The sequence below is a fragment of the Kitasatospora sp. NPDC059673 genome (assembly GCF_042734215.1).
Classification (GTDB): Bacteria; Actinomycetota; Actinomycetes; order Streptomycetales; family Streptomycetaceae; genus Kitasatospora.
This window is the reverse complement of record NZ_JBHWEN010000016.1, coordinates 99028-111935: the sequence shown is the minus strand read 5'-3', so window position 1 is coordinate 111935 and position 12908 is coordinate 99028. Positions and strand designations below refer to the sequence as shown.

Below are 12908 nucleotides of genomic sequence, written 5' to 3'. Positions count from 1 at the left end.
CACAGCCGACACAGACACCGGGCGCGGCCGCACCGCGCCCGGAGAGGGCGGGAGTCCGTGGGGGGACAGCGCGCACAGGTCATCGACGACCGCGAGGGCCGACCGGCACCTCCCGGCGTCGCGATCCCGGCCGGGCCACCGCCCGAACTGGTCTTCAAACGCCGGCTGCGCCCCGTCCAGGTCGCCCACGAGCTGTGGGCGGCACGGGAGTTGGTGCGGGCCCTGGCCGAACGCGACCTGCGGGCCCGGTACAAGCAGGCGGTGCTCGGTTTCGCCTGGGCGGTGCTCACCCCGCTCGCGCTGTGCGCCATCTTCACCCTGGTCTTCCACCGCGCCGTCAAGATCGAGACCGGCGCCGCCCCGTACACCCTGTTCGCCTATGTCGGCCTGATCGTCTGGCAGTTCTTCAGCAACACCATGAACCAGGGCGCGCTCAGCCTGGCCAACAACCTCAGCCTGCTGAACAAGGTGTACTGCCCGCGCGAGGTGTTCCCGCTGGCCACCATGCTGGTCGCCACCGTGGACATGGCGATCGGCGTCGGCGTGCTCGGGCTGATGTTCCTGGTGTTCTGGACGGCCCCGGCCGCCACCTTCCTGTGGGCGCTGCCGCTGCTGCTGATCCAGTTCGCGTTCACCTACGGCATCGCGCTGATCCTCTCGGTGGCGGTGGTGTACCTGCGCGACGTCCGCCACCTGCTGCCGATCATCACGCAGATGGGAGTGTTCGCCACGCCCGTCGCCTACCCGCTGGCCAAGATCCCGCACCGGCTGCAGGAGATCTACGTCGGCATCAACCCGCTCGGCGCGGTCATCGAGGGCTACCGGAAGGCGCTGCTGTACGGCGAGGCACCGGACGCCCGGATGACGCTGATCGCGGCCGCCAGTTCGCTGGTCTTCCTGGTCGGCGGCTACCTGTTCTTCAAGAAGCTGGAAACGGGGATCGCCGATGTCGCGTGACTACCCGCTGGGCACCATCCGCACCGAACAGGTCTGGAAGCGCTTCCGTGCCGACCAGCAGCGGATGCTGCTGCGCGACCGCGTCGAGCAGGCCGCCCGCCGCCTGCGCGGCGACCGCGGCGAGGACTGGCGCTGGGCGCTGCGCGACATCAACCTGCACATCGAGCCCGGCGAGTCCGTCGGCCTGATCGGCTCCAACGGGTCCGGAAAATCAACCCTGTTGAAGATGCTGACCAGGGTCATGTACCCGTACGCGGGCATTATCGACGTGCGCGGCCGGATCGGGGCCCTGATCGAGATCCGGGCCGGCATCCACCCCGACCTGACGGGCCGGGAGAACATCTACCTGTTCGGCGCGCTGCTCGGCCTCAAGCGCCGCGAGGTCGCCGGACGCTTCGACGACATCGTCGAGTTCGCCCGGCTCGGCGGCGCCATCGACCGGCAGGTGAAGTTCTACTCCTCCGGCATGCAGATGCGCCTCGGCTTCGCCGTCGCCGCGTACCTGGAGCCGCACGTCCTGCTGGTCGACGAAGTCCTCGCCGTCGGCGACGCCGTCTTCCAGCAGCGCTGCCTGGACCGGATGCGCGAGGTCGCCGAACAGGGCACCACCATCGTCTTCGTCTCCCACGACCTCCCCGCCGTTCAGTCGATCTGCCGGCGCGGCGTCTGGCTCGAACAGGGCACGGTACGGGTGGACGCCGGCATCAAGGACGCGCTGGCCGGCTACCGCGACTCCATCGAGGCCCAGTCCGTGGCCACCGCCCGGGTCGGCGAGCCGCTGCAACTGCTCAAGTACGAGGTGCGCGGCGAGGACGGCGAGGAGAACCTGCACACCGACGAACCCGTCACCGTCGAACTCACCCTCGGCGGCGACTACCGCGGCGACGCCACCTTGCACCTCGGCGTCAGCGAAGGCACCTCCAGCCCGATCTTCCAGATCAGCCACGAGATCCGCCTGGCCGGCGGCGACCACCGGGTGGCCTGCGTCATCCCCCGGCTGCCGCTGCCGCGCGGCCGCTACACCCTGTGGACCGGCGTCTACTCGATCGGCAAGACCGACGGCGGCACCCTGATGAGCTGGCACTCCGCCGGCCAGTTCGACGTGTTCGGCCCGATGCTGGACACCCCGCCGCGCGCGGTCGTGCTTGCCGCGCCGGTCTTCGTACCGCACCAGTGGGAGGAGTGAGCGTGCGTTCGGTCCGTGTCCTGGTCCACCTCAACAACCTTGCCCTCGGCGGCGCCCAGCTCAACGCCGTCGACATCGCCCGCACTCTGCGCGACCGCGGGCACCAACCCGTGCTGTTCGCCCAGGGGGTGGACGGCCCCGCGCCACTCGTCGAACTCGCCGCCGAACACGACCTCGACCTCGTCGTCGCCGGCGACCCCGACACCCCGCACGCCGTGATCCGCGCCCGCCTGAGCCGGCTCGCCGACGAACACGGCTCCCAACTCGTCCACGCCTGGGAGGTCCGGGCCGCCCGCAACGCCTACTTCGGCCCCGGACGGCAGGGGCGCCTGCCGATCGTCACCACCTTCTACGGCATCCGCATGCTCCGCGGCATGCCCCGCCACCAGCCCCTGGTCCTCGGCCTCGGCGCACTGATGCCGGACGGGCGCGCCTTCGGCCACCGCGACCTGCGGCTGATCGAGCCCCCCGTCAACACCCGGCTGGACGCGCCCGGCGCGGTCTCCGGCGACGCCTTCCGCGCCGAAGTCGGCGCCTCCCCTTCGCAGTTGCTGCTCTGCATCGTCACCCGCCTGGTCTCCGGACTGGAGAAGGACGCCGGCGTCCGCCGTACCATGGCCGCCGTCCGCCTCCTCGACGACCCGTCCCTCGTCCTCGCCGTCGTCGGCGGCGGCCCCAGCGAGGAGCCGCTGCGCGCGGAGGCCGCCCGCCTCAACGCCGAACTCGGCCGCGAGGCCATCGTGCTGACCGGCCAGCGCGCCGACCCCCGCCCCGCCTACCAGGCCGCCGACCTCGTCCTCGGCATGGGCGGCTCCGCGCTGCGCGGCCTCGCCTTCGCCAAACCGGTGATCGTGCACGGCGCGAGCGGATACACCGCGATCCACGAACCCGGCCCGCTGGTCGAACCCCACGCCTCCCGCTGCATGTACGGCCACGGCGACGGCCAGGCCGACGCGAAGGCCCTCGCCGCCCAGATCCGCACCCTGGCCGACTCCCCCGATCGCCGCGCCGAGCTGGGCAGTTGGGGCCGCGACTGGGTGGTCGGCCGGTTCTCCCTCGACCACGTCTCCACCGCCTTCGAGGAGATCTACCGCGAACTCCTGCGCCAGCCCCCGGGCCGCACCGCCTGGCTCCGCGACCTCGAACAGATGACCCGCTACGAGTACGTCAAGCCGACGGCCCGCCGCCTGCTCACGCGCTGACGGCCGGCCGCAGCAGGACGGTGACGAAGCCGAAGCCCTCGCGGTACTCGCTCAGCCACTGCTCGCGGTGGCGGGTGACGGCGGCGAGGGCCTGGTCGCGGTCGGGGCCCGGGGGCTGGTCGAGGGCCCAGTCGGTGAGGGAGCCGGTCCAGGACCACTCGTAGGTGTCGAGTTCCTCGCGGGTGGAGGTGTGCCCGGCGATCGGCCACCAGCCGGCGGTGCGGAGGGCGGCGAGGACGCCGGACAGGTCGGTGAGGCCGGCGCCGAAGAACTCGCACGCGTGGTCGGTGGGCCGGCCGTTCCAGTAGGACTCGCCGAGCAGCAGGGTGCCGCCCGGGGCGAGCAGCGGGCGGACGGCGTCGAGGGTCGGAAGCAGGCCGCCGAAGGCGTACGTCGCGCCGACCGAGAGGACGGCGTCAAAGGGCTCGGTGGCCCTGAACTCCCGTACGTCGGTGTGGTGCAGCCCGATCCGCCGGGCCACGCCCGCCCGTTCGGCGGTCCGGCGGCCGGCCTCCAGGGCAGCGGCGTGGGTGTCCACGCCGATCGCGTGCAGGCCGGGGTGCATGCTCAACGCCCGTACCAGCCAAACGGCTTCGCCGCAGCCGAGGTCGAGCAGGCGCCCGTCCGGGCAGCGCCGCAGCTGGCGTTCCAACAGGCGGTGCACGGACTCGTCCGACAGCGGTGCGGCCACGGGGTGGTCGCGGTGCGCGATCCGTCCGATCTCCTGGCGTTCCATCAGACCGTCCTCCGGGTTCGGTCGGCGCGTCGCGGGTGTGGGTACGTCCGGCCCTTCCAGGCCGCGCCGCGTCCGCGCCAGTGCTGGACGGCGGAGTCCACCGTCATCAGCAGGTACAGCAGCGCGGTGAACGGCAGCAGTGCGGCCTCCACCATCGGGCGGCCGTAGTGGCGCAGCATCGGCGCGAAGGTGCCCGCCATCACCGCCCACGCGGCGAGGCCGGCCCCGGCCGTCCACCAGGCGCCGGTCAGCAGACCGGTCACGGCGGCGGCGGGCGGCACCAGGTAGATCAGCGTCAGGCCGAGCACGGTGCCGAGCAACAGCGCCGGGGAGTAACGGAGTTGGGCGTACGCGCTGCGGGAGACCATGCGCCACAGCGGCGACAGCCCGGGATAGGGCCGGACGGAGTCGACCCGGTCGGCGAGGCCCAGCCAGGTGCGGCCGCCGGTGCGCTTGACCGCGCGGGCGAGCGAGACGTCGTCGATCACCGCGCCCCGGATCGCCGCCACCCCGCCCGCCCGTTCGAGCGCCCGGCGGCGCACCAGCGAACAGCCGCCGGCCGCGGCGGCCGTACGGCAGGTGGGGCGGTTGGAGCGGCGGAACGGGTACAGCTGCGCGAAGAAGTACACGAACGCCGGGACGATCAGCCGCTCCCAGCCGGACGCCACCCGCAGGCGGGCCATCTGCGACACCAGGTCCAGGCCGTGCGCCTCGCCCGCCGCGACCAGTTCCCGCAGGGAGCCGGGCCGGTGAGCGATGTCGGCGTCGGTCAGCAGCAGCCACTCGGCGTCGCCCGCACGCTCGACGCCGTGCCGCAGCGCCCACAACTTGCCCGTCCAGCCCGCCGGGAGGGGCGGGGGCGTGGTCACCTCCAGCTCCAGCCCCGCTCCGGTCGTCAGGGCCCGCGCCAACTCGGCCGTGCCGTCGGTGCTGTGGTCGTCCACCAGGACGACCCGGGCCCGGCCGGGGTACTCCTGCGCCAGCAGCGTCGGGAGCGAGAGCGGCAGCACTCCGGCCTCGTCGCGGGCCGGCACCACCGCCACCACCTCCGGCCACCGCGAGGGCTCCGCACCCCCGCGCGGCAACCGCTGATCGGTCCGCCAGAACCCACCGTGACACCCCGCCAGCCACACCCAACCCGCCAGCGCCACCACCGACACCCACCACAGCACGGTCACCCCGGCAGTCTGCCCCACGGGACCTGCGGCGACGCCGAGGCACGACGGGCCGCGAGGACGCGGGGTTGGGGGGACCGCCGGGGGGTGGTGCGGCGGTCGGCGCAGTGCGGCGTGCGGCGTGCGGCGGCGCCGTGGCAAGCCGTGAGGCCACGCGGCAGCGGGGACGGCCTGCTCGGGTACGGCGGACCGCGCCTTGCCGCGGTCGGGGCCGGGGTGCGGCTGGTGTGGGTGCGGCGACGAACGGTGGGGGTGGGGGCGTGTGCCCGGCGGTGGGCGTCGGCGGAGAGGGGGCGGTGCGGCCACCGGCGGGTCCGGACCACCCGCGGAAGCCGTGGTGCGGCCGCTCCGGTGCGTGCGGCGATGTCCGGAGCGGCGGGCGGACGTGCACGGACAGTCGTGGTCGTCGCGGGCAAGGGTCAGCAGTGCGACCGGCCTGGCGGTGCCCGGCGGCCGGCGGGTCAGACCCGGGCGCCGAGCAGGATCTCGCCCTGAGGGTAGTTGAGGGCGGCGGCCTGGAGCGCGGCCGGGCGGCCGGAGTGAAGGACGGTCAGGGTGCCGGCGCCGGGGGTGGTGGGGGCGATGCGGCGAAGGGCCTGGGCGGCGACGGCGTCGGCGGAGCCGTGGAAGCGGGCGGGGACGGCCAGGGCCGAGGCGATGCGGTCGTCGACGAGTTCGTAGTGGGTGCAGCCGAGGACGACGTCGGTGGTGGAGGCGGGCGTGCGGGCCGCGGCGTAGGCGATGGCGGCGGCGATCGCGTCCTCGTCGGCGTGTTCGACGGCCTCGGCGAGGCCGGGGCAGGCCACCTCGTGGACCTCGGTGGCGTCGCCGCCGAATTCGGCGATCAGGCCGCGCTGGTAGGCGCTTCCGGTGGTGGCGGGGGTGGCCCAGATGGCGACCACGCCGCCCGCCGCGGTGGCGGGCTTGATCGCGGGAACGGTGCCGATCACCGGCAGCTCGGGCTCGAACTCGGCGCGCAGCCGGGCGAGCGCGTGCACGGTCGCGGTGTTGCAGGCGACCACCAGCGCGTCGGGCCGGTGGGCGACAGCGGCGCGGGCGCAGGCGAGGGCGTGCTCGGTGATGTCCTCGGGGGTGCGGGGGCCCCACGGCATGCCGTCCGGGTCGCAGGAGATGACCAGATCCGCGTCGGGCCGCAGGCGGCGCAGCGCGGCGGTGGCGGCGAGCAGTCCGATTCCGGAGTCCACGAGGGCGATCTTCACGAGCAACGACTCTACTCCCTGACCGGCGCGGCCTCAGTTGAACATGTTCAAATGCGCCCTCGAAGGGGCCTGGCCGCCCGCGTTTGCGACAGGCAGGCAAACGCCTGCACGATGGAGGAGTGAGTCCGGAACCGGCCTCCGCCACCCCGATGGACGCGGTGTTCAAGGCCCTCGCCGATCCGACCCGCCGGTCGCTGCTCGACCGGCTGCGGGTGCGGGACGGGCAGACGCTGCGGGAGTTGTGCGGGGAGGTGGCGATGGCCCGGCAGTCGGTGACCCAGCACCTGGACGTGCTGGTCGCGGCGCACCTGGTCACCGTGGTCCGCCGGGGGCGGGAACGGCTCCACTACCTCAACACCGGGCCGATCCACGAGATCGAGCAGCGGTGGATCGCCGACTTCGACCGGCCCCGGCTGGCCGTCCTCGGTGCGATCAAGCGACAGGCAGAGCGGGAGTACGCCATGAGCAGCGAATCCGACACCGGAACCGTCCCGACCTACGTCTACGCCACCTACATCCGGGCCACCCCGGAACAGGTGTGGAAAGCGCTTACCGACCCCGAGCTGACGGCCCGCTTCTGGGGCCACGCCAACGTCTCCGACTGGCAGGCCGGATCCACCTGGGAGCACCGCCGGACGGACGGCTCCGGCACGGTGGACGTCACCGGACACGTGCTGGTGGCCGAGCCGCCGACCCGGCTGGTGCTCACCTTCGAGGACCGGCCGGACCTGTTCATCGACCAGGCCGCCACCGTGACCTTCCTGATCGAGCCGTACCAGGACATCGTCCGGCTGACCGTCACCCACGAGAAGCTGCGCGACCGCACCGCGCTGCGGGCGATCTCGCACGGCTGGCCGGCCGTCCTGGCGAACCTGAAGTCGCTGCTGGAGACGGGGGAGACCCTGCCGCAGGCCCCGTGGGAGATGGCCCCCACCGAGAGCTGAACCCGGAGGCCCCGCGACGCCCGGCCGACCCGCGGCGGCGCGGGCCGGGCTGGGTTACGGGCGGGTACGGAGGGTGCCCACGCTCGGGCCCTGCAATACCCAGGCGAACCGTTACGCCTGGGCGCCCAGCAGGCGCTGAACCGCCGGCTCCAGGCCCGACAGGATGGTGTCGAAGCGGCGGGTCGAGGTGGTGGAATCCACCTGGAGGCGGCTGATCCGCAGCGGGTGGGCCGGCAGCCGGGGGCCGAGGCGGTGGTCGGAGAGGAAGCCCAGCCGGTAGCCGAGCTGGCGCAGCACCGCGTCCGCCCGCTCGTCGAACCCGCCGTCCGGGTACGCGAACGCCGACGGGGCCTCGCCCAGCCAGCGGGTCAGCGCCCGGTGCGCGCCCGCGATCTCCGCCTGCACCGTCGCCTCGTCGCAGCGGCGCAGCGACGGGTGCCCCAGGGTGTGGTTGCCCACCGTGACGTCCGCCTCGCGCAGCGCCCGCAGGTCCTCCGGGCGCAGCTGCTCCTGGGCCGGCGGGCGGCGGGACGCGGAGACCCGCAGCTCGGCCAGGCTGCGCCGGCGGTCCGGGTCGGGCAGCGCCTTGAGCAGCGCCAGCACCCGCGCCGGGTCCCCGCCGCGGGGCAGCAGCCGGGCCCGGCCGCCGTGGCGGGCCAGGAACGCGGCCTCGTGCCACCAGAACGGCTGCTCGGTGCCGACCACCTCGGCGATCACGAACGCGGCCGCCGGGATACGGCGCGCCACCAGCTCCGGCAGCGCGTGCCGCAGCACGGTGCGGTCAGGGTCGTCGAAGGTCACCAGCACCGAGCGCGGCGGCAGCGGCCGGCCCTCGGCCAGCGAACGCTCCACGTCCTGCACCGAGACCGGGGTGGCCAGCCGTCGGAGCCGGTCGAGCTGGGCGCCGAACGACCGCGGATCGGTGATGCCGTGATAGGCGAGCACGGCCAGCCGCTGCGCGGCCCTGGCCCGGAACAGCGGCTGGGCCGGACTGAACCGCAGCCAGCTGCTCCGGTCCCGGGGCTGGTGCGGCGCGGCGGCGGTGGGTGCGGCGGTGGGTACGGCGGCAGGCTGGGGCGGGGCGCAGACGGCGGCGGCGGTAGTGGCGGTGGCGTACGACACGGTTCCCCCCTCGGTCGCCGGCATGCGGCGTGGCGGTACCGTCGGCAGGCGGAGCCCGGCCTCCGACCCCGGGCGCGGCGGCTCCGCTCCCGAGTGATCTAGCCCGCGGCGGGTACTCCCAATCCCGCTCGTGGACGGCTCCTGGATCGCTCAATGTAGTGGAGACCATCGACGTGGCGGGATGGTTGTACGGGGGACGGCGAGATTTCGCGGGCGCCCCGGAACGACCGGCCGGAACCCTCCGAACGGCAGACCGGAACCGCCCCGACGGTGGACGGGGGAGTCGCCAGGGCGCCCCGGGCGGGCGCGGGCCGAGCTCCCTGACCAGGGCCCAAAGGCTGTGGCCCGGCAACCGGGGGCGAGTTACCGTGGATGGCATGGGAGACACCCCGAGTGATCGCGCCGCTACGCGCTGGTCCACCGTGTTCGGCGGCTGCGCGCTGCGCCGCCACCAGCTGCTGCTGTCCCTGGTCGGTGTGGGCTGCGTGGTGCTCGGCATCCTGGTCGCCGTGCTGGTCCCGGAGAGCGACGGGCCCGCCTGGGTGATGGCGGTGGCCGGCTGCCTGGCCACCGGAGTGCTGCTGCTGGCCCGGGTCGGGCTGGCGCTGCTGCGGCCCGGCCGCGACGCCGCGTCCTGACGCCCCTGGGGCGAGTGGCTCCCGGAGGGGTGCGAATCGGCCGGAGGGTCGGAAGGTGTCGGCAAACGGACAGTGCCGGTCAGATCGACTGATTTTCGGCCTACCTACGCACTTCTTTCACGTTTCCCCAGCAGTGGCACCACACTTCCCCCTACTGTGAAACGCATCGCCCGCGCAAGCCGCGGGCCGGGGGAGTTTCATCAGGGGTCGGTGCGGGGGCACCGCGAGGGGGAAGTCATGGCGAGCACCGCCGGCGACGCCACAGGCATCAGGACGAAGGTCAAACAGCAGCTGGCCCGCGCGGCCGGCCGCGCTCCCGGCGAGGGCGCCACCCTCCTCATCTACCACCGGATCGGCGGCGGCACCGCCGACGAGCTCGACCTCGCCACCGCCGACTTCACCGCCCAGGCCGACCTGCTCGCCGAACTCCCGGCCGGCCGCGTGGTCTCCCTGGACACCGCCGCCGACCGCCTCGACGCCGGCCGGCGCACCCCCAGCACCGTCCTCACCTTCGACGACGGCTTCGCCGACACCTACGACACCGCCTGGCCGATCCTCAAGGAACGCGGCCTGCCGTTCACCGTCTACCTGGCCAGCGGCATGGTCGGCGGCCCGATGCGCTGGGAGGGCTCCACCGCCAAAGGCGCCCCCGCCACCGGGCTCAGCTGGGGGCAGCTGCGGGAGATGGCCGCGTCCGGGCTGTGCACCGTCGCCAACCACACCCGCAGCCACGCCCGGCCCGCGCTGCTCACCACCGCCGAACTCGACGCCTGCGGCGACGACGTCGAGGAACACCTCGGCACCCGCCCGCGCCACTTCGCCTACACCTGGGGCACGCCCGTCCCGCACATGGAGAGCGCGCTGCGCGCCCGGTTCCGCACCAGCGCCACCGGCCGGGTCGGCCGCAACCTGCCCGGGCACGACCCGGCGCGCCTGCACCGCGTCCCGGTCCGCCGCACCGACCCGATCGACTTCTTCCGCGCCAAGCTGTACGGCCGGCTCGTCCCCGAACGCGCCTACGCCCGGATCGTCGCCACCGCGAAGGCGGTGGGCGCCCGTGCCTGACCGGCTGCCCCTGCGGCTGCGCGGCGAGGGCGGACGGCCGCTGCGGGTCGCCCACCTCACCACCGTGGACATGTCGCTGCACCTGCTGCTGGCCACCGAACTGACCGTGGACGTCGAACACGGCCTGAGGACGTACGGCCTCAGCGCCCCCGGACCCTACCGGCGGCGGATCGAGCAACTCGGCGTCCAGTACCGGCCGTTGCCCTCGCTCACCCGCGCCTGGAAGCCCGCCGCCGACCTCGCCGCCGCCCGCGAACTGCTCGCCGCGCTGCGCGAGATCCGGCCCGACGTGCTGCACACCCACAACCCGAAGACCGGCGTCCTCGGCCGCGTCCTCGGCCGGATCGCCCGGGTGCCGGTCGTCGTCAACACCTGCCACGGACTGTGGGCACAGGCCCACGACCCGCTCGCCAGAAGGCTGTTGGTGCTCGGCGCCGAAGCCTTCGCCGCCCGGTTCTCGCACGCCGAGCTGTACCAGAACGCCGAGGACCACCGCACCCTCGCCCGCTGGGGCGTCCCCGCCCGGCGCGCCCGGGTCGTCGGCAACGGCGTCGACCTCGACCGCTTCCCCGCACCCGGCCCGCGGCGGGACGCCCTGCGCGCCGAGCTCAGGAAACAACTGGGCGTACGGGACGAGGAGTTGCTGGTCGGCGGAGTCGGCCGGCGGGTCGCGGAGAAAGGCATCCGCGAATACGCCGAAGCCGCCCGGGCGCTGGCCGGCAAGGCCCGCTTCGTGTGGATCGGACCGGACGACCCCGACAAGCCCGACGCGCTGCGCGCCGCCGAAGCCGGACTCGAATTCCTCGGCAGCCGCGACGACATGCCCGCCGTGTACGCCGCGCTCGACGTCTTCGTCCTCCCCTCCCACCGGGAAGGCTTCTCCCGCTCCGGCATGGAGGCCGCCGCCAGCGGACTGCCCATGGTGCTCAGCGACATCCGCGGCTGCCGCGAGATCGGCACCCACGACCAGCACCTGCTGCTGGCCCCCGCCGCCGACGCCGCCGCCCTCACCCGTGCACTCGACCGGCTTCTCACCGAGCCGCACCTGCGGACCCGCCTGGCCACGGCGGCCCGCCGCCGCGCCCTCGAACAGTTCGACCAGCGCACCGTCGCCCGGATCTCCCTGGAGACCTACGCCGCCGTCGCCCGCCGCCGCGGCCTGCCCTGGACCACCGACTGACCCGGCGCCACCCGCACCGCCGTTACGCCTTCTGCACCGCACCGCCGTTACGCGCGCCCGCAGCCCGGCGCGCCCACCACACCACCACGCACCAACCCAGTTGGGGGAGAAATGAAGCGAGGGGGGGACCTCGCGGTCGCCGCACTGGCCGGGATCATCGCCGTCCCGCTCGGCCTGGTGATCGCCCTCCTGATCCGCGCCACCATGGGCGGACCGGTGATCTTCCGGCAGACCCGCTCCGGCCGCCACGGCCAGGAGTTCCGCATCCTCAAGTTCCGCACCATGCGCGACAAACGCCACCCGGACGAACCCGACGCCCCGCGCATCACCCGCCTCGGCGCGCTGCTGCGCAGGACCAGCCTCGACGAACTCCCGCAGCTGTGGAACGTCGTGCGCGGCGACATGGCCGTCATCGGCCCCCGCCCCACCCTGCCCGAACAGGTCGTCCACTACTCGCCCCGGCAACGCGGCCGCCTCGCGCTGCGCCCCGGTCTCACCGGCTGGGCGCAGATCCGCGGACGCAACTCCATCAGCTGGCCCGAACGGATCGAGCTCGACCTCTGGTACATCGAACACCGCTCCCTGCTGCTCGACCTGCGCATCCTCGCCGGCACCGCCAGGATGCTGCTTCACCCCACCGGCATCACCGCCGCCGGCGGCGTCAACCCGGGATTCCCGATCCCCGCCGAGACACCGGCGCCGGCCGCAGCGCGAGTGGTGCTGCCGCGGCAGGCGACGGCGCCCCGGATGGCCCGGGAGGAACTGCGCGGCTGAAGGAACGATTCGGCCCGGGACCGGGCGGCCGCGGCTCACCCCGCTGCCGCCCGGTCTGCCGTAGGGTCCGGGACAGTCAGTGCGAGCGGAGGCGGGGCGGGATGCTGTGGATCGCGGGTGCGGGCGGGGTCGGCCGGGAGGCGCTGGACGTCGCGATCGCGGCGGGTGTGCCCGTCGCCGGATTCCTGGACGACCGGCTGGCAGGTGAGCGGGTCCGCGGCCTGCCCGTCCGCAAGCCCGGTGAACTCCCCTCCGGCGCCCCGTACTTGATCGGGATCGCCGACCCGGCGGTGCGGGCCCGGCTGGCCCTGCTGCTGGACGCGGCGGGCGGCAGCCCGGCCACCCTGGTGCACCCGCGGGCGATCATCGCGCCGGAGACCGAACTCGCGGCCGGCTGCCTGGTGATGGGCGGCGCCCACGTCTCCAGCAGCGTCACCCTCGGGGCGCACAGCCAGGTCCACTACAACGCCACCGTCGGTCACGACGCCCGCCTCGGCGCCCGCGTCACCGTCTACCCCGGCGCGAACGTCTCCGGCGCCGTCCTGCTGTGCGAAGACGCCACCGTCGGCTCGGGCGCCGTCGTCCTCCAGGGCCGCACCGTCGGCCCCGGCGGCTTCGTCGGCGCCGGCGCCGTCGTCACCCGCGACGTGCCCCCGCGCACCACCGTGATCGGCTGCCCGGCCCGCCCGATGCCGTGATTCGGCACGGT

Annotated in this window: 13 protein-coding genes; 9 read left to right on the top strand and 4 right to left on the bottom strand. The window is 74.1% G+C overall.

Annotated features, from left to right (window positions below):
- Positions 1-57: 57 nt before the first annotated feature.
- From ACFV18_RS20120 to ACFV18_RS20110, 3 genes are read left to right on the top strand one after another with little or no spacing between them, the layout of a single operon-like run.
- The gene (locus ACFV18_RS20120; protein ID WP_380485001.1) at positions 58-957 is read left to right on the top strand and encodes an ABC transporter permease; all 900 of its coding nucleotides are present in this window, start codon (positions 58-60) and stop codon (positions 955-957) included.
- Positions 947-2143, top strand: a complete 1197-nt coding sequence (locus tag ACFV18_RS20115; protein WP_380484999.1) for a polysaccharide ABC transporter ATP-binding protein — start codon at positions 947-949, stop codon at positions 2141-2143. The genes ACFV18_RS20120 and ACFV18_RS20115 overlap by 11 nt, the downstream gene beginning before the upstream one ends.
- 2 nt (positions 2144-2145) lie before the next feature.
- Complete coding sequence (locus ACFV18_RS20110) at positions 2146-3345, top strand: glycosyltransferase family 4 protein (RefSeq protein ID WP_380484997.1); 1200 nt, start codon at positions 2146-2148, stop codon at positions 3343-3345.
- Here ACFV18_RS20110 and ACFV18_RS20105 read toward each other — a convergent pair.
- The 3 genes from ACFV18_RS20105 to ACFV18_RS20095 all read right to left on the bottom strand — a co-directional run bounded on the left by ACFV18_RS20105 (position 3335) and on the right by ACFV18_RS20095 (position 6476).
- Positions 3335-4081, bottom strand: a complete 747-nt coding sequence (locus ACFV18_RS20105) for an SAM-dependent methyltransferase (RefSeq protein WP_380484995.1) — start codon at positions 4079-4081, stop codon at positions 3335-3337. The genes ACFV18_RS20110 and ACFV18_RS20105 overlap by 11 nt on opposite strands.
- On the bottom strand, positions 4081-5259 hold the full coding sequence (locus tag ACFV18_RS20100; protein ID WP_380484993.1) for a glycosyltransferase: 1179 nt from the start codon (positions 5257-5259) through the stop codon (positions 4081-4083). Before ACFV18_RS20100 ends, ACFV18_RS20105 begins: the two co-directional genes overlap by 1 nt.
- 458 nt (positions 5260-5717) lie before the next feature.
- The gene (locus ACFV18_RS20095; RefSeq protein WP_380484991.1) at positions 5718-6476 is read right to left on the bottom strand and encodes a glutamate racemase; all 759 of its coding nucleotides are present in this window, start codon (positions 6474-6476) and stop codon (positions 5718-5720) included.
- 149 nt (positions 6477-6625) lie between these two features.
- On the opposite strand from ACFV18_RS20095, the gene ACFV18_RS20090 reads away from it, so the two are divergent.
- Complete coding sequence (locus ACFV18_RS20090; protein WP_380485124.1) at positions 6626-7420, top strand: ArsR/SmtB family transcription factor; 795 nt, start codon at positions 6626-6628, stop codon at positions 7418-7420.
- Between the two features lie 111 nt (positions 7421-7531).
- Here the strand turns inward: ACFV18_RS20090 and ACFV18_RS20085 are convergent, their stop codons facing one another.
- Positions 7532-8542 carry a polysaccharide deacetylase family protein gene (locus ACFV18_RS20085; protein ID WP_380484989.1) on the bottom strand — a complete coding sequence of 337 codons (1011 nt, stop codon included), beginning with the start codon at positions 8540-8542 and terminating at the stop codon, positions 7532-7534.
- 377 nt (positions 8543-8919) lie between these two features.
- On the opposite strand from ACFV18_RS20085, the gene ACFV18_RS20080 reads away from it, so the two are divergent.
- The 5 genes from ACFV18_RS20080 (at position 8920) to ACFV18_RS20060 (ending at position 12897) form a co-directional block, all read left to right on the top strand.
- The gene (locus tag ACFV18_RS20080; RefSeq protein ID WP_380484987.1) at positions 8920-9180 is read left to right on the top strand and encodes a hypothetical protein; all 261 of its coding nucleotides are present in this window, start codon (positions 8920-8922) and stop codon (positions 9178-9180) included.
- A 237-nt stretch (positions 9181-9417) separates the two neighbouring features.
- The gene (locus ACFV18_RS20075; protein WP_380484986.1) at positions 9418-10245 is read left to right on the top strand and encodes a polysaccharide deacetylase family protein; all 828 of its coding nucleotides are present in this window, start codon (positions 9418-9420) and stop codon (positions 10243-10245) included.
- Positions 10238-11425, top strand: coding sequence for a glycosyltransferase (locus tag ACFV18_RS20070; protein WP_380484984.1), 1188 nt, complete (start codon positions 10238-10240; stop codon positions 11423-11425). The genes ACFV18_RS20075 and ACFV18_RS20070 overlap by 8 nt, the downstream gene beginning before the upstream one ends.
- 111 nt (positions 11426-11536) lie before the next feature.
- Entirely contained in the window at positions 11537-12199 is a 663-nt protein-coding gene (locus ACFV18_RS20065) for a sugar transferase (protein WP_380484982.1), read from the top strand.
- Between the two features lie 101 nt (positions 12200-12300).
- Positions 12301-12897: a NeuD/PglB/VioB family sugar acetyltransferase gene (locus ACFV18_RS20060; protein WP_380484981.1), complete on the top strand. Its 597-nt coding sequence runs from the start codon at positions 12301-12303 to the stop codon at positions 12895-12897.
- The last annotated feature ends 11 nt before the right edge of the window (positions 12898-12908 follow it).